Source organism: Brevibacterium sp. JSBI002 (genome assembly GCF_026013965.1).
Taxonomy (GTDB): domain Bacteria; phylum Actinomycetota; class Actinomycetes; order Actinomycetales; family Brevibacteriaceae; genus Brevibacterium.
Genome location: NZ_CP110341.1, coordinates 510698 through 531016 on the forward strand (window position 1 = coordinate 510698; position 20319 = coordinate 531016).

Genomic DNA, 20319 nt, shown 5'->3' on the forward strand with positions numbered 1-20319 from the left:
TGATACCCGGGTGAAGAGGACGATTCCCCTGTTGCTTCAAACCGCGCCGCCACACCCCTGATGAGTCAGATCGCTTCGCGCAGGACGTCCCGTAACAGTGTCAGCGCCCGTTCCTGAGTCTGAGCGAGGATCTCGATGGGTTCGCCGGAGAAGATCTGTCGTTCGGAGTGCACTTCCGAGCCGACAGCGACAGCAAGCCATGTCGTGCCTGGCTCCTGCCCCTCCTGGCCCGAAGGGCCCCCGGCGCCGGAAGCGGCCACGGCGGCATCGGAGCCCAGAAGGGTGCACGCAGAACTTGCCATACTCTCGGCAGCCGTCTGCGAGATGACTGGCCCCCGCGGGACTCTGAGCAGCTGATGTTTGACATCGCTGAAATAGGCGACGACAGCACCCGCGAACCAATTGCCAGAACCCGGCACAGCGGCGAGCTGGCTGGCGATCTTGCCGCCTGTCAGTGACTCGGCAACACCAACGACTATCTGGTGGGTCTCGCACAGTTCGCCCAGCTCGGAAGCGATACGGGCGGCGCGATCTTCGTATTCTTCGGCGTTGCTCATGGCCTGAGTTTCACCGTTCGGCGGGGACGAGATCATCGGTGCTCGTGACCTCTGCCAAAGCCTCTTGGAGGCCTCTGCGCGCGATGGGGCAGGGGATGGTGAGTTCGAGACGGCGGTTCCTGGTGTGCTCAGTCGCCTGTCGCATCAGCTCCCGGCAGTGTCTGTTCGCCTCTGTCTTCTCAATCGCTTCGCAGTAGACGAACATCATCGTGTGTTCGGCAGGGTCGAGATAGTAGTGGAGAGCCGCCACGAGTCTGCCCGGGAGGTAGAGATCGTATTTGGAGGCTTCGCGGTTGTTGAGCAGGATGTAGGAATTCATGTCTCTCTCAGTGAAGTATTCGGATATGAGGTGGGCGCCGCGGGGTGAGCTCGTGAGCGAGCCGCCGATTGAGTCATTGCGTCGTCAAACAGAAGATGTAACCTTCTGAGCGGCTCGGTCATGATGGGCAGTCGCTGATTTCCCCATTGCGGAACCGAGCGGCGAGACTGGTTGCAAAGCTGCGAGGAACCTTTGGGCCCAGTGATGCACATCATTGTCCTCGACCGTTGCCGCCATCGATGCGATGCGTTCTCGTGCCTGGGTGGTGTCCAGGCTTGCAGCCTGGTGCATTCCGGTCTTCAGTCCTGAGATGTCATGGGGGTTGACGATGATGGCCTGCTCGAGCTCATCGGCGGCGCCTGCGAACTCTGACAGCACAAGCGCTCCGCCTCGATTTCTGCGGGCAGTGACGAATTCCTTGGCAACGAGATTCATCCCATCGCGAAGGGAAGACACTACGAGCACATCGGCGGCGAGGTACAGGGCAACAGTGTCCTCGAACGAATACGAATGGTGTGAGTATTGGACGATGCCTCGACCCAGCGTCGCGAAACGACCATTGATCCGTCCCACCAGTCGCTCCACCTCGTCGCGGAGGTCCTGGTAGGCTGCGATGCCCTCGCGAGAGGGCACAGCCACCTGCAGGAAGTTCGTGGTCTTCGGTGAGAGCAGATCGTCATCGAGGAGTTCATCGAACGCCCGGAGGCGGTGCGGGATGCCTTTGGTGTAGTCGAGACGATCGATGCCCAGCATCAGAATGTCCGGATCGCCGAGATCGCGGCGAATCTGGGTCGCCGTTCGAGCCACCGCCTCCGAGTCAGCGGCCTGACGGATCGCCTCGGTATCGACCGAAATGGGAAAAGCCTCGATCAGGGGAGTCGGGGCATCGGCATCGGCGGCAAATTTACGCACCGCCGCCCGGAAGTTCTCCGCGTCCGAGTTGCGCTGGAAGCCGATGACGTCGGCCCCGAGCAGACCTTCGACGACTTCTCTGCGCCAGGGCAGCTGCCCGAACAGCTCGACGGGGGGAAAGGGAATGTGGTTGAAGAAGCCGATCCGCACGTCGGGGCGGAGCAGCCTGATCATGTGCGGAACCAGTTGCAGATGATAGTCGTGGACCCAGATGGTGGCTCCGAAGGCGGCCGATCGGACGGCCGCCTGCGCGAACCGGGAATTGATCGCCTCGTATGCGCGCCACCACGTGCGATGGTACTGAGGAGTGACGATGAGGTCGTGGTAGAGCGGCCACAGCACGCCATTGGAGAACCCCTCGTAATAGGCTCGATGCTCTGCCTCAGTCAATGGGACAGGAACGAGTGACATCTGGTTGAATTCGAATGGTGGGATCGTTTCGTCGAAGCCTCCAGTCCAGCCGAGCCACGCCCCACGTTCGGCTCTGACCATCGGCGCCAGTGCGGAGACGAGGCCTCCCGGCGCGGCTTGCCAGGTGTCTTCGCACCGGTCGACGGGTAAGCGGTTCGCCAGGACGATGAACGAATGTTCAGGGTTGGTCTCTGCCATGTTCTTCTCGCTCTTCTGACTCATCTGCCGCTGAGACTCGGTGGGTTCTTCTCCTGCCGGGGCAGCGGAAGGGCGAGAACCTGGTCCTCGCCCTTCCTCCGGGCAGCGTCAGTGCTTCGGACCGTTCCTCAGAGATTCGGCGGTTCCGCGAGCCGTGTCCTTGATCTCTTCTGCGGCTTGTCTGCCCTCGGCCTGGATCTTGTCGGTCTTGCCTTCGGCCTCCAGCCCTTTGTCACCGCTGGCTTTGCCTGCGGCAGATTTCGCGGAGCCCTTGAGCTTGTCGACTTCGGGGGAGCTGTCGTTCATCTTTCTTCCTTTCGCGTGCATGACGGATCTCGCGCGAGCAGGCGATATCCGTTGCGATGGGAGATTCTGTGTGAGAAGTGTCCGGCTGCCTGTGCCTCAGCTGTTGATCAGCAGCAGGATCTTGCCGTGGTCGAGCTTCTCTTCGAGGTCGTCGGACTCGTTCGACGTGAAGCCGAACTCCTCGAAGATCGCACGCAGCTCGTCGCCCTTCTTGTCGTAACGGGTACCCACGAGATTGCTGAGATCGTCGGGTTCGTTGGCGTTCACGCTGCCTGCGACGCGGTCGGTGCGGTCATCGTCATGGGAGATGACGAAGAGGTCATCCTTGGCGATGCCCGCTGCCGCCTGGCGTTTCACTTCATCCATCAGTGCGGTATCGTCCTGGAATTCTTTGACTGCGGGTTTCATGTCGACTCCTTTTGTGTTTACGACGTAATCACGCTAACAGACACTGTGGGTCTGTGCGAAGAGCTTACGGCGAATTTTGCAGGGGGTTCTCGTCGCCGCGGACCCGATGTAGCCTGGACGGCATAGCGTAAAAGTGTTTACGTGCTAATCGCGCCTCAGGAGTGAAAGGAGGTCCTGGACTGTGTGACATGTGACGCGAGTGAGCAGGTTCAACGTTTGTCAATTCGGGCAGGGAGGATCCCATGGCCCAGAACCGTCTGACCAGAAACGACATCGTGCGAGCGGCGATCACCTTCGTCGACGTACACGGACTCGATGCGCTGACAATGCGACGCCTCGGGCAGTCCCTCGGGGTCGAAGCCATGGCCTTGTATAGGCATGTCTCCGGACGCGAAGACCTTCTCGAAGCGATGGTCGAAGCTCTCATCGACAGTCTGTTCGACAACCGGCTGATGAGGCAGACACCGGCATCGTGGGAGGACTACCTCCAACGGGTGGCCAATACGACGAAAGAACTGGCGCTCGATCATCCCGGGATCTTTCCCCTGATCGCCACGCAGCCGTCCCAAGCCCCGTGGCTGCGTCCTCCATTGCGCAGCCTGCGCTGGGTCGAAGAATTCCTCTCCACACTGCAGCAATTCGAGTTCTCCGATGCGGCCGCGGTCGGAGCATACAAATCGTTCACCAGCTTCCTCATCGGGGATCTGCTCCTGCAAGTCCATTCCACGAATTTCGCCATCACCGACGAAGACGATCACGACAGGCCCGATGACGACTCCGACTTATCGGAGTACCCCACCGTGAACGCGCTGAGTGACCTGCTCAGCGAAGATCATCGCCAACGCCAGTTCGACGATGCTCTCGACGAGCTCATCGAACGCATCCGCCTCTCACCGACCAATTAGCCATACCCTCAGACAGCTCACTCAGCTGAGAAGGATCAATATGCTCGACACCTCTTCAGAGGCCCTCCAGGTCCTTCTCGTGGCCGACCCGGGCCTGCCCAGCCGCCGGGCGGCTGCTATCCATCAACGTCTCGAAAGGCTTCTGCAAGACGCGTATGGGGTCACGACGACCTTGCACACGGCGACTGACACCATCCGTTTGACACCGGAAAGCGAACTCGACCTCAGCGCTGTCGAAGACCTTCGGGCTGACTACCCGGACGTGAACATCGTCCTGATCCTCACCGAGATCCCCCGGCATACTCAGGGCGACCCGCTGATCGCCGAGGTGCATTCCGACAGCAATCTGGCGATCGTGTCCTGTCCCACTCTGGGCGCATGGTCGACCAAGCGCCGCATCATCAAAGTGCTGATGAGCTCGGTCAACAAATTGGTGCCGTGGGATCCCGAAGATACGACCCGTCGGTTTCTGCTCCGCTGGTCCGACTGGTCCGACAACGAAGACGCCCAGCACCAGTCGCTGCATGCCCACACCATCACAGGAGGCCCACGTCTGGTGCTGGGAATGACGATGGCCAACGACCCGTGGCGCACTGTCCCGAAGCTTTCAGGCGCCCTCGCCGCGGCATCGGCCACAGGAGCTTTCGGCATCTTCTACAGTTCCATCTGGCAGATGTCGACCTACCTGTCCGCCGCGCGGCTGCTCTCGATCGGCGCGGCCGCCATCGTGGTCATGGTCACTTGGCTGATCGTCAACCACAAACTCTGGGACGAACCGCGCAAAGACAACCTGGCGACGGTGGTGATGTACTACAACTTGTCGACCGTCCTGACCCTGCTGATCACCGTGCTCGCGCTTTACGCTGGACTGGTGGGCTTCATTCTGCTGGGCGGCCTCGTCGTCATCGACCCCGAGTTCATGTCAGCCCAGATCCAGCAGGAGGCGACGGTCGCCAACTATCTCGATATCGCCTGGCTCAGCGCAGCGATGGGCGTCGTCGCCGGTGGCATCGGCGCGAGCTTCGACTCTGACTTAGATGTGAAACGACTGACTCACGGACAGCGCATGCGCCAACGGGTCTACACCGACAACGACCCTGAAACCGATGACGTCAGTCAGAACTCCTGATGGCTGATAAGGACCTGCCCAGCGATTTCAGAAAGAAATGACATGAACACACAGCATCGGTTAGACGTCACTGGGATGATTTCAGCGCCTCTGGGCTCCTGGCGCGACGAACCCGCCTGCCAGGATGATCTGCGAAAGCTGGTCACCAGCAATGCGCAGACCGCTGCCAAGGTTCGCGCCCTGAGTCGATTTCTCGGACTCACCGGAACGACGTCTCACGTGCGGCAGTGGGAGTCGCTGCTCGAGGTGGCGGCCATCGATGTCGCTGTCGCTCGAATGCTCGAACCCCACGTGGATGCGCGGGGCATCCTTGCCGAAGCCGGACACGACGCACCCGATGGCTCGACCTGGGGCGTCTACGCCGCCGAGTCTCCAGCCCACGTCCTCACCGTGGGCGCAGAGGGCGAACAGACCGTGATCGATGGAGAAAAAGCCTGGTGTTCCTTGGCCGCCGAACTCTCGCACGCCATCGTCATCGCCGGCAGCGACGGGGGATCGTACGCCTGTGCCGTGGACCTCAGGGACCCCCGAGCGCAGGTCCAGCCGACTGCCTGGCCGAGCGTGGGGCTGCAGGAGATCCCGAGCGGAAGTGTCGCATTCACGAAAACGCCCGTCACTGTCCTCGGTCCGCCGAACTGGTACCTGGATCGAACTGCATTCGCTTGGGGAGGCGTCCGAGTGGCAGCATGTTGGTTCGGCGCCGCCGTGGGACTGGCAAGAAATGCCGTGCGACGGCACAGCAAGCGCTCCAACCCATCCACAGTCGGTGAGATGCTGATCGGTCAGCTCGAGGCTGAGATCTTCTCGATTCGCAGCGTCTTCGCGCAGGCAGCGGCCGCAGCCGACGGGAGTGACGAGTACTCCCGTGCACGTGCCTGGACCGTGGCACTGACAGTGCGCAATATCGTCTACTCAGGAGTTCGCCGGATCCAGCACCTGAGTCGCGAAATCGCGGGACCGGCGGCGCTGACAGGCGATGTCGGCTTCGCCAAAGCCGACGCTGACCTCACCGTCTACATCAGTCAGCACCACGGTCCACGCGATGAAGCCGCTCTCGGCACGGAACTTCGCACGAAGGTCGACCACAATGGGTTTTGACCATCGTGACACCGGCACGCCCGAAGCCTGTTGGAGGGAAGCCGGTGTGCAGGATCTTCCCGCGCTCGGGGTCGAGGCCATGCCTGCCGGGGCCACGTTCATCATCCTTGCCGCACATCCGGACGATGAGGCCCTTGGAGCCGCCGGCCTGCTGGCCCGCCTGCGCCGGTCCGCTCATCGAGTCGTCGTCCTGCTCTTCACCGCAGGGGAACGATCCCATCCGGCGTCTCCCACCCACTCGACGAAGGAACTCAGAGAGATGCGTCTGCGCGAGTTCGATGCGGCACTGGATCTGTTTGATCACGAGCCTCTGTCCCGCCGTTTCGTGGGGTTGCCTGATGGACAGCTGGACGCATTCAGCCAGAGGATCGACGACGAGATCGCGGTCGAAGTGGACCAGCACCAGGGGCACGTCGTGCTCGTCTCACCCTACAGCCGGGACGGACATGGCGATCATGAGGCGATCGGAGCAGCAGCCCTGCAGCTGGGGCGTGACCGCCACACGACGGTGCTCGAGTACCCGATCTGGTACTGGCATTGGGCAGACCCCGCCGACGAGGCGTGGCGCAGCTGGTCGTTTCTGCCCGATCCAGCGAACTTCGACAGGCAGGCAGTGTTCGATTGCTATCCCTCGCAGGTCTCAGCTCTATCCGATCAGCCCGGAGACGAAGCAATCGTCGGCCCCGCTCATCTCGACCATTTCCGTCGTGGCGGAGACACCTTCGCGGTCTCGGACTTCCGCGCCGCCGCGACTCCGGTTTCCTGCGGCGGCGGCAGCTCACAGACGCTCCACGACGCCAGTGCGGCCTCTGCGGTCTTCGACGAAGTCCACGTTCAACGGTGTGACCCCTGGCAGGTGTGGAGTTCCGAATATGAGATCGCCAAACGCCGGAATCTCCTCACCCATCTGCCTGCGGTTCCGTACGCTCATATCCTTGAGATCGGCTGCTCGGTCGGCGCTCTGACCCATGAGCTCGCTGGTGTCGGGGCGCAGGTGACGGCAGTCGATGCGAGTTCGCAGGCTCTGCGAATCGCCAGACGCCGAGGGGCTGCGCCTTCATCGGCAATCAACTTCGTCCATGCCACCATTCCCTTCGAGTGGCCCCAGGGCACTTTCGACTGCGTCGTGCTGTCGGAGACCGGTTTCTACCTCAGTCGTTCCCAGCTCTTCGACACTTTGGAGAAGATCGATGGCTCGACAACGGTTCGTTTCGTCCTCGTGCTCTGCCACTGGAGGGGAGAGATCGACGATTGGCCACTGGATGCCGATGAAGTGCATCGCATCTGCTTAGGCGCCTGGCCTCGTCATCGGATCGAACACCGGTATGAAGGGGATTATCGTCTGGACATCATCACGGTCGACAAGGATTTCCGCCCATCCCCGGCCGAGGGGCACGTATGATCACGCGTTTGGGTGTGATCATCCCGGCTCATAATGAGGAGGAAGACATCCTCGGGTGCCTCGAGTCGGTGCAGCGATCGCGCTCATTCGCTGTCGAGAGAGGCATCGACTGTCGGTTTCGAGTCCTTGTCGTGGCAGATGCCTGCACCGATGCCACGGAGGGCATCGTCGAGGATTTCGCCGCCCGACATCACGACGTCTTCGTCCTCGCGACCTCTTTTCAGTCCGTGGGTCGAGCCCGCGACTTCGGATGGAGGCACTTCATGCGAACAGAGAAATCGACGACAGAGCAAGACTCCGACTCGGCGTGGATCGCATTCACAGACGCCGACAGCAGAGTGCCCGAACATTGGATCACTACACATCTTGAACTCGCCGCTACAGGTGTCGATTGCCTGGTGGGCACTGTGGCCCCACGCCCGGAGACAGCATCGACCGAACTGATCGCAGCTTGGCATGCCAACCACGAACTGCTCGAGAACCACCCGTACATATTCGGAGCGAACATGGGTCTGCGCGCCGGCGTGCTCGAAGCCATGGGCGGCGTACCGCCGCTGGTGTGCGGTGAGGACGAGGCAATCGTCGACGCGGTGCTGCGGGAGGGCGGAGATATCCGCAGAACCGACGACTGCAGAGTGCTCACGTCTGCTCGTCTGTCCGGTCGCACGTGCGGCGGATTCAGCAGCTATCTGCGGCAGCTGAGCTGAAGCGGTGGTGCCTTCCGGACCCGAAGATCGGGGCGCTTACGGGGCGGTGGCACTCTGGTCCTGACTCGTTCTCCACCTGCACGTGAGGCGCCCCTCCCGAGAGAGACGCCTCACGTGACGGTGCGAGCAGATCAGGCGAAGATGCTCACCCCTCCTGGCCCCACGAGGCAGCCGACGACGATGAGGACGACGCCCCAGAGAATCTGCTTACGCAAGATCGCGAAGACGCCCGAGACGACGAGCAGCGCTGCGAGGATCCATAGGACAATAGCCATAATTTCTCTTCCTTATCGGTTTCGCTGTGAGCGTGGCACCACCGGATCGATAGCCGGTGCGGAACCTGATCAACGCCGAGGCTGAGCGCAGCGACGTCGGAGAGCTGCCTTTCACTTGGCCGGCCGAAGTGTGCGATTCCATGTGCCTTTGCATCCTCCGAGTCTGCCGACCTCAAACAGCACTCGCCGAGAAGATTACAGCGTAAACACCGCGAGCGATACCTCCTCCTTCACAGCGGGGTCGTATTCGGAGCCACAGCGGAGTGAGAGGGGCGATCGGTCCCGCCCCCCCCGTATGACGAAGAATGTGGACGGTACTAGGCAGGCGTGACAGGCTGATGTGATGCGTACACTCACGGTCCTCGGAGCCTCGGCCGCCCACCCTGTCCCAGGGGAGGCTTGCAGCGGCTATTTCCTTGACTGGGATGGGTTCCGACTTGTGCTCGATCTCGGCTATGGCACGTTCCCACGCCTGCTGAGTCATGTGCCGGACGCTGATATCGATGCGGTTGTCATCACCCACGAACACCCTGACCACTGCATCGATCTTCACGCGCTGTTCCGTTTCCGTCAGTATGCCGAGACACCGACGAAGAAGCTCCCGCTGTACTGCCCCGCCGGAGTCATCGACCGCCTCGGCGCTGTGGAACCTGGCCTCGACATGACCTGGGCATTCGACATCCATCTGCTGCCTGGGCACTTCGAAGTCGGGCCTTTGAGGCTGCGCACCGTGTCTTTGCCGCATTTCGTGCCCAATTACGGAGTTCGCCTCGAGACCGCGACGGCAGCGGTCGCCTTCACCGGAGACACCGGACCGCATCCGGGACTCGCTGATCTCGGTCGCGCAGCCGATCTCTACATCGTTGATGCCACCGACCGGCCCGGCGAATACGAAAACAACGGCCGCAACCTATTGACTGCTTCCGAATCCGGTGAGTGGGCTCAGAGAGCCGGTGCCAAGCGGCTGCTTCTCACCCATTTCTGGCCAGGCAATGACCGTTCAGCGTCCGCTGAAGATGCAGGTGAGCACTTCAATGGAGAGGTTCTCACCGCCGAACCCGACTTGCGCATAGCTTTCTGACCGCTCACACCGGCAACCGCGGCGGAGGGCCTTTGGCAGCTGACCGCCTAGACACAGAGATGGCCGGCACGCCTCACCGCCCGACGTTGCCGGCGAGGACGCCGACCAAGGTCAGGGCCATAGCAATAGCCAGAGCAATCGCCGAGGCGATGAACGCGGCGGCGATGTGCTCGCTCAAGGCTGCTGCGACGATGGCCGGTCCGACGATCTGACCGATGCTGTACCAGGACGTCAGCTTCGCCGAGGCGTTCGCGACACCCAGCTGCGTGCCGACGCCGATCGTCATCATCACCACCCCGATGAAGGTGAAGCCGAAGAGGGCCGCGGCGATGATCAGCACGACTGGGGAGGAGCCGAAGACGGCGAGCAGAGCGCCGAAGACCTGGAGGCAGTAGCAGAGCGTCAGCGCCTTGACCGTGCCGATGCGGGCAGCGACGGCTGACCACGTCAGGGGAGAGGCTGCCGTGGCGATCCCGGCGATGAGCCACGTCGAGGCGGCCGCGGTTGCGCCGAAGACGGGACCGGCCAGGACGACGAGATAGGTGCCGATGATGATGTAGCCGCCGCCTTGGAAGAAGTAGCCGGTGGAGAGGATGGCCATGGCTCGGCGGCGGTTGTCGTCGAAGCGGGTGGCTGCCTCGGCGGGATCGTCGGTGGTGGTCTCGGTCGGGGCGGCCGCCTCGGTGGGGGTGGGGTTCTGCGGGATCCGGGCGGGGATCGGCCAGGTCCAGGCGATGATGGAGAAGATCGCGGACACGACCGCGCAGATGAGCCACAGCTGCCGCCAGTCGGCGAAGCTGCCGGCAGCGAGCACGATGGCTCCGGAGACGAGGATGCCGAAGCCGACTCCGCCGTAGGAGATGCCACCGTCGCGGGGCTTAAGGGAGTTCGCGGGAATGCGTTGGGTCACGCACACGAAGATCAGCCCCGAGGCGATGCCGGCGATCGTGCGGATGCCGCCCTGCCAGATGAGATTCGGAGTCAGGGCGACCGCGGCGAGGCCGAGTGTGGAGACGATGAGGCTGAGGCGGTAGACGAAGCGGTTGGGTTCGACCCAACCTTGGGCGATGACGAGGGTGCCGATGAAGTAGCCGACGTAGTTCAGCGTCGCGATCCATGCCCCGGGCGCCGAGCTCCAGTGGAGGGCCGCGACCATGAGCGGCAGAGCCGGAGTGTAGAAGAACCGGCCCATGCCCATCGCCACCGAGAGGCCGAGCGCCCCGCGGACGGGGGTGAGGGAGGGTCTGGCAATGCTGTCGGGCATGGCGATTCCTCTTCTCGGGTGGGCTCAGGTGGCGTGATCTCCAGCACTACGATGCCATGGCCGCGGGTCGGGTGCCTCGGCGGGAGGGGATTCGGACACTAAGCTCCGACGTGGTGGGGTGGGGTAGCCTCGCGGGTTGGTGCGGCGGGGGTGTCTCGAAAGGGAGTGTGGAAGTTGTTGATTCCGCGGGGACAGGGCAGAGTTATCGGAGTGAACCTCAGAAGGAGTGTCCAGGGCGGCGTGGTGGCGCTCGCCCTCGTGCTGTCGGGATGTTCGTGGTTCGATTCGGACGGTTCGTCGTCCTCGAGCCAGTCCCCGGAGCCGAGCCCTACGCCGACCGAATTCGAGCAGGCGAATGTTGACAGCGCCTCGGGCGATGCCGCATCGATCACCGCGACCGCTGAACGGACGGGACCGAGCTTCAGATCCGACAACATCGGAGTCTCCTTCGAAGCCACCGACCTTGCCGACCCGCGGCTCGACCCGGCGAAGTCCAACCTCGACGAGCAGCTGAAAGCGCTCGGGTCTCCGGCGCTGCGGTTCGCCGGCAATGCCCTCGACCGGAGGACGTTCTGGACGTCGAAGGGGGAGAAGCCGAAGCACGGCGAGAAGACCACGATCACTCCTGATGACCTCAAGAGACTGAAGACGCTCGTCGATGCCACCGGGTCGACGGTTACCCTCGGCGTTCCTCTCGGCACTTACGATCCGGAGCGGGGAGCCGACATGGCCGCGCACGCGGTCGACATCCTCGGCGATTCTCTCATCGGTCTGGGGATCGGGAATGAACCAAATGGGTATACCGTCGACGATGTTCCCGACGGGGCTGTCCGAGAGGACGGCTGGAACGAAGACAAGTACGTGGGCCAGCTCGAGGCGTATGCCAAGGCGATCCATGCGAAACGGCCCGATGCGCCGATCATCGGTCCCGATGTCTACGACGGGGCGTGGATGACGGCCTTCTTGGGTTCTGGAGTCAAGAACAAGACCGCGCTTGCGCAGCATTGGTACCAGCTCTACGAATGCGACTCCACCAAGGTGCCCGGTCGGGGCCCGCAGGCCGCGAACCTCATCGTTCCCCTGGCGAAAGAGGCGGCGAAGAAGAACCTCGGCATCGGAAGATCGAAGGCTGACGCTGCGGATTTGCCGCTGTGGCTCGAGGAGACCGGGCCGACGAGCTGCCCGGGGACGAATGACACGTCACTGACGAACGCCTCGGCACTGTGGGCCGCCGATTACACGCTCTATGCGGCGACCCTCGGGGTCGAACGCATGGCGATGCACTCGATGCTCGGCGCCTGCGAAGGCGGAGCACCGATGTCGCTCATCTGCGATCCGGCCGATCGCGGGGATCAATCGAACGAGTTCCAGGTGCGACCGAACATGCTCGGGCTGCGGCTGCTCGTACCCAGCGTCGGTGGGGAGTTCACTTCGACCGACGTTACGGGTGGCGGGAACATGAGCGCCTACACCGTGGTCAAGAACGACGGTCGCACGTTGGTCACGACGGTGATCAATGCGAACGATGCGGCTTCGGTCGGAGGAAACCCCGTGACTCTGGCGATGCCTTCCGGGTTCACGGTTGTGTCTGCTTCGCAGGTGTACGGGGAGTCGAACGACGTGAAGAGCGCTACTCAGGTGGTACCGGCGAATCCGCTGCCGGCTGATGTGCCGTTCAGCGGGGATTCTGGGTCGGGGTCTGCTTCGGGTGGGACTTCTTCTGGGGCCTCGGCGTCGAGTTCACCGGATGCGTCAGGCTCGCCGGCCGCTTCGAGCGGCGGCATGGGCGACGACGGAAAGCTGCGCATCGACCTGGCCGGGAGCTCGGTGACGGTCTTTGTGATGCGCAAAGGGTGACGAGCCCGGAGACCAACTAGAGCGGAGCCAGGCGAGAACCGAAACAGCAGCGCGCGCCGATGATCGCCATGGTGCCGCGGAGCACGGGCGGTCCACTGGGCAGAATCATCGGCCCCGTATACTCAACTCGGTCCCTGATGGCAATGTGGGATATCACCCGTGCTGCCGTGAGCAAGAAAGTGGCCGAAGCGAATCTCTTCGCGTTGAAAGTGCAGGGGCAGAATCTGTTTCCTGCTTTTCAGTTCGACGGCAATCTGGTTCGTCGGGACGTGCTGCACCTCGTCAATCTGTTGCGCGGTTCTGCCGATGCGTTCGCAATCGCTCAGTGGCTTCGCACACCATTGAACGAAGCAGCGGACCGAACGCCACTCGAACTCCTCGACTCCGGCGAGGGCGACCTGGCTGAAGAAATGGCCAAGCGAAGCGCATCCCGTTGGTCTGCCTGACCCCTGCCAAAGAATGAATAGAGAAACCGTTGCACCGCGTCCACCACATCCCAGCCAAGATCTGAGCGCTTTCCCTGCGCGCCTGGTTCAGGCCGGCACACGGTGGAGGAGGGGGCATCGGAAAAAGCACGAGCCGTGGTTCTTCGCCTCGGATGGGCACGGCCGGTTCAACCTCTCCGAGCCGATGGGAACGTGCTATCTGGCCAGCAGCGACGACTTCGCTGCGCGCGAGAGCATCGGCCCCGATTCAGCCCGGTCTGGCGTTGTCGCAGCCACGTTCCTCAGTGGCAGAGTCGTCTCGAGTCTGACCCTGCCAGAGACCATCGTGGCAGCACATGTCTCGAGCAACGAAGCTTTCCCGCTCGCGGGCGCAGTTGGGCTGTGCTCGATGGATACATATGAGGTTTCCCGCCAGTGGGCCCAAGAGCTGCACGAATCCGGATTCGAAGGCATCTGGTATCACCCTCGATTCTCGCCGGGCGCCGATGCGCGAGCCCCTGCCGTATTCGGCCCGGCGGGAGCTGCCACGGGAGAAGTCCATGAACAGAAGACTCTCCGTGCGGTCGTCGAAGACATGGCGATCGACATCGTCGACCCTGGCAACCTGGATGAGTTCGAGATCATCGACGAACCGCCCGAAGACTGACCGCTGAAGCCGGCACCAGCTACGTCAGTGGATTGTCACCGCTCGACAACCCACGGGGGAGTCTGCTTGCCCAGGAACGCCTTCATCCCCGCCTGAGCGTCGGCGCCGGCGAAGAACTTCGCCGAGAGCTCGATCATCTCCGCCTCATGGTCATCCATGCTCTCCAGCACCCGCCGGTTCGCGATCTCCTTCGACGCCGCCAACGCCGCCGGTGCCGCCTTGCGCAGGTCGGACAAGATCTCCTCGACGGCCGCATCGACACTGTCGTCCGCCTCGGTGACGGCCTGAGTGACGAAACCTGCCGCAGCGGCCTCAGCCGGACTGATCGTCCGTGCCCGCAGCAGCCAGTCCGCCGCGGTCCGGTCATCGATTCGAGCGAGCACCGCCGGAGCGATCATCGCAGCCACCACGCCGATGCGCACCTCGGTGAGACCGAACGAAGCCTTGGGCCCGGCGACGACGAAGTCACACCCTGCGACGAACCCCATCCCGCCGGCCCGCACATGGCCGTGGACCGCCGCGATCACCGGCTTCGGGCAGGTCAGCAGCCCACGGATGACCGAATTCGCCACCGCCGCATTCGCCGGCCGATCCTTACCCTGAACCGTCGTTGACTGCTCCTTGAGATCAGCTCCAGCGCAGAAGACCGTGCCCGTATGCGTGAGCACGATGCTGCGCACCGCCTCATCGGCACTCGCCCGCTCGAGCCCATCGGCGATGCCGTCGATGAGAGCCTGATTGATGGCATTGCGGTTATCCGGATTGTCCAGCGTCAACGTCGCCGTCGACCCCTCGACCTCATACTTCACAGAACTCATGCTTGCGCAGCCTCCGCCTCTTTCGCATCCGCCGCATCCTCGTCGGCGATGACCGCGAGCAGCGCACCGACGTCAACCTGGTCGCCCTCGCTCACCCGCAGTTCCTCGACAATACCCGCAGCATCGCTCGTGATCGAGTGCTCCATCTTCATCGCTTCGAGCCAGATGATCTTCTGCCCCGGGTTCACGGTGTCGCCGACCTGCGCGCCCACGCGAATGACCGTGCCGGGCATCGGAGCGAGCAGACTGCCAGGAGCGACGACCGCCTGCGGATCGGTGAACCGCTCCGCCTCGACCAAGGTCAGCGACCGCTCTGAGCCGGCGACAACGACGCGCCGTCCCGACCGTGAGACGCTGAAACGACGCTCCACCCCGTCGACGCGCACTCGCACCAGCTCTGCCGTTGCGGACACGATGGTGACGTCCTCGTTCTCCGGCGCCGAGGTGGCGCTGACCTCCCAGCGCTCTCGACGCTGCCGGTATTCGACGGTGAATTCGTCCTCACCGATGACGTAGGTGCGGCTGCGCCAATCCGGGTGGAACAGCCGCCACCCGCCGATGCGGGGACGCGGAACCTGTTCCGCGATCGACTGGGCCAAGGCCTGCTCCGCGGTTTCCGGCTCACCGGTGACAACGACGGCATCGGGTCCCGAAGGAGAACCGGCAGCCACGGCTGCGGCTGCAGACGCGGCCGCGACGATCGCAGCGATCTTCTTCTCGGATTCATCGGCAAGAGGTTTGAACACCTCGGGGTGTTCGGGCAGATAGGACGTCGCGGTGTCCCCGGCGAGGAAGTCATCCTCACGCAGCACCCGGACGAGCAGATCCGCGTTCGTCACCGGCCCGTCCCAGATCATCCGCTCCAACGCGGAGGCGAGGACGAGAGCCGCGGCCTGCCTGGTGGGGGCGGAGCCGATGATCTTCGCGACCATCGGGTCATAGTGCGTGGAGATGACGTCCCCGGACTCGATGCCGGCGTCAAGACGCACCGCGGGCGTCCCCTGCTCCGGGTTCGTGAACTGGGTGCTGACACCGGGAACCGAGAACTCGCGGACCGCTCCTGCCTGCGGAGCCCAGTCCGCGGCCGGATCCTCCGCATAGAGGCGCACCTCGATGGCATGACCAATGGCTGTCGGCTCCTCACCGTTCAGTTCACCGCCGGAGGCGATGTCGAGCTGCAGACCGACAAGATCAAGGCCGGTCGTGCACTCAGTCACCGGGTGCTCGACCTGCAGGCGGGTGTTCATCTCGAGGAAGAAGAACGAACCGTCGGCATCGGCGAGGAACTCCACGGTGCCCGCACCGACGTAGCCGATGCGAGTGACTGCGTCCCGAGCCGCCTTGAACAGACGCTCACGCATGTCCGCACCGTGGCGTTCGACGAGAGGAGACGGCGCCTCCTCGATGATCTTCTGATGCCGACGCTGGATCGAACATTCGCGCTCGCCCACGGCCCACGCATTGCCGGCCCGATCGCCGAAGACCTGCACCTCGATGTGATGGCCGGTCGGAATATAGCGTTCGCAGAACACGGTCGGATCACCGAAGGCACTCGCGGCCTCCCGCGAGGCCGAGGCCACGGTTTCGGCCAGGTCCTCGAGCTTCTCAACGACGCGCATTCCGCGTCCACCGCCGCCGGCCGAGGCCTTGACGAGGACGGGCAGCTCATCGTCGGTGATGGAATCCGGGTCGAGCTCTTTGAGGATCGGCACCCCGGCCTCGTCCATGAGCCGCTTCGATTCGACCTTCGAGCCCATCTGCACGATGGAATCGGGGTCCGGGCCGATCCATGTCAGCCCCGCGTCCATGACGGCGCGGGCGAAGTCCGCGTTCTCGGACAGGAACCCATAGCCGGGATGGATGGCATCGGCACCGGTCTTCCGGGCGGCATCGAGGACGAGATCGGACCGCAGGTACGTGTCCGTCGGGGTCAGGCCGGGCAGACGCACAGCGACGTCCGCCTCGGCGACGAAGGGAGCATCGGCATCCGCGTCGGAGAACACGGCGGCGGTGCCGATCCCTCGGGCACGGCAGGCGGCGAAGACACGGCGGGCGATCTCGCCGCGGTTGGCCACGAGGACCCGGGTGATCGGTCGAGTGGTGGTCTGAGCATTCATTCGGGCACTCACATCCTGAAGATTCCGTAGGAGCGGTCGGACTCGATCGGCCCGTTGGCAATGGCCGACAGCGACAGTCCGAGGACCGTGCGGGAGTCGCGGGGGTCGATGATCCCGTCGTCGTAGACGAGACCGGAGAGGAAGAGCGGCAGCGATTCGTCTTCGATCTGCTTCTCCGTTGCGGCCCTCCGGTGTTCCAGCGCGTCGAGGTCGACGGGTTTGCCGCGGGCTTCGGCCGAGGCCTTGGCCACCGAGGTGACGACATCGGCCAGCTGCGCCCCACCCATGACCGCGGACTTCGCCGAGGGCCAGGTGAAGAGGAACCGCGGATCGAAGGCCCGACCGCACATACCGTAGTGGCCGGCCCCGTAGGAGGAGCCGATGAGCAGGGAGATGTGCGGGACAGTCGAAGTGGACACGGCGTTGACCATCATCGACCCGTGTTTGATGATGCCGCCTTCCTCGTATCTGGCGCCGACCATGTATCCGGTCGTGTTGTGGAGGAAGAGCAGGGGAGTGGCCTGTCGGTTGGCGATCTGGATGAACTGAGTGACCTTCTGTGCCTCTTCGCTGAAGATCACGCCCTTGGCGTTGGCGATGATGCCCACCGGATAGCCGTGGATGCGGGCCCAGCCGGTGACCATCCCGGAGCCGTAGAGCGGTTTGAACTCGTCGAAGTCCGATCCGTCGACGATGCGGGCGATGACGTCGCGCGGGTCGAAGGGGATCTTGAGGTCGGCGGGGACGATGCCCAGCAGCTCTTCCTCATCGTGGATCGGCGGCACCGAGGGGGCCGGTGCGGGTCCTTCCTTCGTGTGGTTGAGGCGGGCGACGACGCGGCGGCCGATGCGCAGAGCATCCTGCTCATCGCGGGCGAAGTGATCGGCCAGACCAGACTTGCGGGCATGCATGTCCGCACCGCCCAGGGACTCGTCGTCGCTGACCTCACCGGTTGCGGCTTTGACCAGTGGCGGACCGCCGAGGAACACCTTCGACTGGCCTTCGATCATGATGATGTGATCGCTCAGACCCGGCAGGTAGGCACCGCCTGCCGTCGAGTTGCCGAAGACGATAGAGACGGTCGGGATGCCTTCCTTCGACATTTCGGCCAGGCGACGGAACGAGTCGCCGCCGGGGATGAAGATCTCACTCTGCGTCGGCAGGTTCGCCCCACCGGTTTCGACGAGCGAGATGAAGGGGATGCGGTTCTTCAGCGCGATGTCCATGATCCGCAGCTGCTTCTTCAGCGTGAACGGGTTCGAGGTGCCGCCGGCGATCGTCGGATCGTTGGCGATGATGACGCATTCGACCCCCGAGACCGTACCGATTCCGCCGATGACGCTCGCCCCGACGGGAAAGTCCGACCCCCAAGCCGCGAAGGCGCAGAGTTCGAGGAACGCGGTGTCCCGGTCGAGGAGCAGTTCGATGCGCTCACGGGCCGTGAGCTTGCCGCGCTTGCGGTGCCGCTCCACGGCACGTTCCCCACCGGCAGCGGCGAGCTGTTCGAAGACCGTGTCGATCTCCGCAAGCTTGTCGTTCATGGCGCTGACACCGTCCTGGTACTCAGGAGAGTCGGTGTCGATCGTGTTCTTCAACAGAGTCATCAGTGAGCTCCAAAGTCGTGGGTGAAATGAACGTCGAGGCCGTTGGCGGCAGTGACCTCGGAGGGCAGTGAGACATAGCGGCTGCGCAGCCATTCGGCCACGCCCTTGGCCTGGGCATCGAAGCGGGCACCGAAGGCCACCCCTTCGCCGAGCGCCCCATGGACGACGAAATTGAGCGCGCGCAGGTTGGCCAGCTCAACGCGGTCGATGTCGTACTGTGCGAATTCGGGCAGCAGCTGACGCAGTCGGGCGCTGGTGAGCTCTTGGCGCAGCCAGTCCCAGCCGGCCTGTGAGCGCGCCCAGATGCCGACGTTGATCGTTCCGCCCTTGTCGCCGCTGCGGGCACCGAAATGATGGCCCAGTGGGACCGCCTCGGTGGAGGTGCCCGGGGCGGATTCGGTCGGGGAGGGGTTGGCCGGGGAAGGCTCAGCTGGGGTGGCTGCCTCCGGGTCGGCAGGGGAGTGCTCGTCGAGGTCAGTGGGCACCAGCGCCGAGGTGGCCGCCGGCGGGGTGATGACCTCGGTCGATCCGTCGGCATGATGGACCTGGTGGGTCGGCGTGGACTGGGGGACGAATTCGGGGCGGTAGCGTCCGTAGACCGAGGCCTCCGCGGGCGGGGCGGTGAAGAAGATCCCGGGAATGCTGCCGAGGGCGATCTCGACGAAGACGTTCGCGAACTTCCGGCCCACGACCTTCGGATCGGTGTCGCGGGCGACGATGGTCAGCCGGGCTGTCGCCTCCTCCTGCACGGCGGCGTCCGTGTGATCGGTGCGCGCCAGCGTCCATTCGACCTGCTCGGGTTCGGGCAGGCCTGCGGTGGCCAGAGCATGATCGAACTGGGCACGGATGACTTCGGCCTTCGCCTCGATGTCGAGGCCGGTGAGCAGCGCGGTGAGTTCCTGCCGGAACCCGCCGATCTCCGTGGCCGAGACCTTGAGATCCGGCGGCGGGGCCTCACCGCGGATTCCCGTCAGAGCCACCCGATCCTCGCCGAGGTCGCTCACCGTGATCGTGTCGAGGCGCAGTGTCGCATCGGGGCCGGGATACCTGGCCCCGGCCACCTCGTAGAGCAGCTGGGAGAGGACGGTCTCCGCGGTGACGGCACCACCGGTTCCCTCTGCTTTCGTGATCACGGTGCTGCCGTCGGCGGCGACCTCGGCGATGGGGAAGCCCGGCCGGGTCATGTCGGCGATCTCGGTGAAGAAGGAGAAGTTTCCACCGGTGGCCTGCATTCCGCATTCGATGACGTGACCGGCGGCCATGGCCCCGGCCAGAGCATCGAAGTCCTCCCGACCCCAACCGTGATACCAGGCGGCAGCACCCGTGGTCAGGGCCGCATCGGTGACACGACCGGTGACGACGACGCGGGCACCGGAGTTCAGCGCTGCGGTGATGCCGAACCCGCCGAGGTAGGCGTTGGCCGCCAGCGGCTGCCCGAGCCCGAGTTCGGTGCTGCGATCTGTGATGTCATCACCGTCGACATGGGCGACCGACAGGTCGACTCCGGCGTTCGACGCGACCTGACGGACCGCCTCGGCGAGTCCTTGCGGGTTCATTCCGCCGGCATTGACGACGATGCGAGCACCGGTGGCGGCGAAGGCCTCAAGAGACTTCGTCAGCTGGGACAGGAAGGTGCGGGCATAGCCGGATTCCGGGTCCTTGGCCTTCTGTCGGGCGAGGATGAGCATCGTCAGCTCGGCCAGATAGTCGCCGGTGATGACATCGACGCCGGCACGGACCATTTCGTCGAAGGCGGCGAACCGGTCGCCGTAGAAGCCGGAGGCATTGCCGATTCTCAAGGTCGGGCCGCCGCGTGCGGCCGTATCCCGGGTGGTCACGGACTCCATCATCAACTGCCT

General features: G+C 63.8%; 20 protein-coding genes. 9 read left to right on the forward strand and 11 right to left on the reverse strand.

Annotated features, from left to right (window positions below; translation table 11 throughout):
• Positions 1-65: 65 nt before the first annotated feature.
• The 5 genes from LJ362_RS02150 to LJ362_RS02170 all read right to left on the reverse strand — a co-directional run bounded on the left by LJ362_RS02150 (position 66) and on the right by LJ362_RS02170 (position 3111).
• Positions 66-557: a CinA family protein gene (locus LJ362_RS02150; RefSeq protein WP_264800534.1), complete on the reverse strand. Its 492-nt coding sequence runs from the start codon at positions 555-557 to the stop codon at positions 66-68.
• 10 nt (positions 558-567) lie between these two features.
• On the reverse strand, positions 568-876 hold the full coding sequence (locus LJ362_RS02155; protein ID WP_264800535.1) for a hypothetical protein: 309 nt from the start codon (positions 874-876) through the stop codon (positions 568-570).
• 84 nt (positions 877-960) lie between these two features.
• Complete coding sequence (locus LJ362_RS02160) at positions 961-2421, reverse strand: alpha,alpha-trehalose-phosphate synthase (UDP-forming) (RefSeq protein WP_264800536.1); 1461 nt, start codon at positions 2419-2421, stop codon at positions 961-963.
• Positions 2422-2505: 84 nt separating this feature from the next.
• Positions 2506-2703 carry a CsbD family protein gene (locus LJ362_RS02165; RefSeq protein ID WP_264800537.1) on the reverse strand — a complete coding sequence of 66 codons (198 nt, stop codon included), beginning with the start codon at positions 2701-2703 and terminating at the stop codon, positions 2506-2508.
• A gap of 96 nt (positions 2704-2799) precedes the next feature.
• Positions 2800-3111 carry a general stress protein gene (locus LJ362_RS02170; protein ID WP_039209161.1) on the reverse strand — a complete coding sequence of 104 codons (312 nt, stop codon included), beginning with the start codon at positions 3109-3111 and terminating at the stop codon, positions 2800-2802.
• 242 nt (positions 3112-3353) lie between these two features.
• Here LJ362_RS02170 and LJ362_RS02175 point away from each other — a divergent pair, with 242 nt between their 5' ends.
• Genes LJ362_RS02175 through LJ362_RS02195 form a run of 5 tightly spaced genes read left to right on the forward strand, consistent with a single transcriptional unit; the run spans position 3354 to position 8352 of the window.
• The gene (locus tag LJ362_RS02175) at positions 3354-4016 is read left to right on the forward strand and encodes a TetR/AcrR family transcriptional regulator (RefSeq protein ID WP_264800538.1); all 663 of its coding nucleotides are present in this window, start codon (positions 3354-3356) and stop codon (positions 4014-4016) included.
• 40 nt (positions 4017-4056) lie between these two features.
• Positions 4057-5145, forward strand: a complete 1089-nt coding sequence (locus tag LJ362_RS02180; protein WP_264800539.1) for a hypothetical protein — start codon at positions 4057-4059, stop codon at positions 5143-5145.
• Between the two features lie 42 nt (positions 5146-5187).
• Positions 5188-6243, forward strand: a complete 1056-nt coding sequence (locus LJ362_RS02185; RefSeq protein ID WP_264800540.1) for an acyl-CoA dehydrogenase family protein — start codon at positions 5188-5190, stop codon at positions 6241-6243.
• The gene (locus LJ362_RS02190; RefSeq protein WP_264800541.1) at positions 6233-7645 is read left to right on the forward strand and encodes a bifunctional PIG-L family deacetylase/class I SAM-dependent methyltransferase; all 1413 of its coding nucleotides are present in this window, start codon (positions 6233-6235) and stop codon (positions 7643-7645) included. Before LJ362_RS02185 ends, LJ362_RS02190 begins: the two co-directional genes overlap by 11 nt.
• A complete protein-coding gene (locus LJ362_RS02195; RefSeq protein WP_264800542.1) occupies positions 7642-8352 on the forward strand; it encodes a glycosyltransferase in 711 nt (236 codons plus the stop codon). The genes LJ362_RS02190 and LJ362_RS02195 overlap by 4 nt, the downstream gene beginning before the upstream one ends.
• A 131-nt stretch (positions 8353-8483) precedes the next feature.
• Here the strand turns inward: LJ362_RS02195 and LJ362_RS02200 are convergent, their stop codons facing one another.
• Complete coding sequence (locus LJ362_RS02200; RefSeq protein WP_162835624.1) at positions 8484-8627, reverse strand: GPGG-motif small membrane protein; 144 nt, start codon at positions 8625-8627, stop codon at positions 8484-8486.
• 343 nt (positions 8628-8970) lie between these two features.
• Between LJ362_RS02200 and LJ362_RS02205 the strand changes: the two genes are divergently transcribed.
• Positions 8971-9708, forward strand: a complete 738-nt coding sequence (locus LJ362_RS02205) for an MBL fold metallo-hydrolase (protein WP_264800543.1) — start codon at positions 8971-8973, stop codon at positions 9706-9708.
• 73 nt (positions 9709-9781) lie between these two features.
• Here the strand turns inward: LJ362_RS02205 and LJ362_RS02210 are convergent, their stop codons facing one another.
• Positions 9782-10972 (reverse strand): YbfB/YjiJ family MFS transporter, encoded by a 1191-nt coding sequence (locus tag LJ362_RS02210; RefSeq protein WP_264800544.1) that lies wholly within the window; start codon positions 10970-10972, stop codon positions 9782-9784.
• A gap of 240 nt (positions 10973-11212) precedes the next feature.
• Between LJ362_RS02210 and LJ362_RS02215 the strand changes: the two genes are divergently transcribed.
• The 3 genes from LJ362_RS02215 (at position 11213) to LJ362_RS02225 (ending at position 13921) form a co-directional block, all read left to right on the forward strand.
• On the forward strand, positions 11213-12829 hold the full coding sequence (locus LJ362_RS02215; RefSeq protein WP_264800545.1) for a hypothetical protein: 1617 nt from the start codon (positions 11213-11215) through the stop codon (positions 12827-12829).
• Between the two features lie 137 nt (positions 12830-12966).
• A complete protein-coding gene (locus LJ362_RS02220; RefSeq protein WP_264800546.1) occupies positions 12967-13275 on the forward strand; it encodes an antitoxin Xre/MbcA/ParS toxin-binding domain-containing protein in 309 nt (102 codons plus the stop codon).
• Positions 13276-13288: 13 nt separating this feature from the next.
• Complete coding sequence (locus LJ362_RS02225) at positions 13289-13921, forward strand: RES family NAD+ phosphorylase (protein WP_264800547.1); 633 nt, start codon at positions 13289-13291, stop codon at positions 13919-13921.
• A gap of 35 nt (positions 13922-13956) precedes the next feature.
• Here the strand turns inward: LJ362_RS02225 and LJ362_RS02230 are convergent, their stop codons facing one another.
• The 4 genes from LJ362_RS02230 to LJ362_RS02245 are packed head-to-tail and all read right to left on the reverse strand — an operon-like array spanning position 13957 to position 20298.
• On the reverse strand, positions 13957-14739 hold the full coding sequence (locus LJ362_RS02230; protein ID WP_264800548.1) for an enoyl-CoA hydratase-related protein: 783 nt from the start codon (positions 14737-14739) through the stop codon (positions 13957-13959).
• Positions 14736-16856, reverse strand: a complete 2121-nt coding sequence (locus tag LJ362_RS02235) for a biotin carboxylase N-terminal domain-containing protein (protein ID WP_264800549.1) — start codon at positions 16854-16856, stop codon at positions 14736-14738. The genes LJ362_RS02230 and LJ362_RS02235 overlap by 4 nt, the downstream gene beginning before the upstream one ends.
• 8 nt (positions 16857-16864) lie before the next feature.
• A complete protein-coding gene (locus LJ362_RS02240; protein WP_264800550.1) occupies positions 16865-18460 on the reverse strand; it encodes an acyl-CoA carboxylase subunit beta in 1596 nt (531 codons plus the stop codon).
• Positions 18460-20298: an acyclic terpene utilization AtuA family protein gene (locus tag LJ362_RS02245; RefSeq protein WP_264800551.1), complete on the reverse strand. Its 1839-nt coding sequence runs from the start codon at positions 20296-20298 to the stop codon at positions 18460-18462. The genes LJ362_RS02240 and LJ362_RS02245 overlap by 1 nt, the downstream gene beginning before the upstream one ends.
• Positions 20299-20319: the final 21 nt, after the last annotated feature.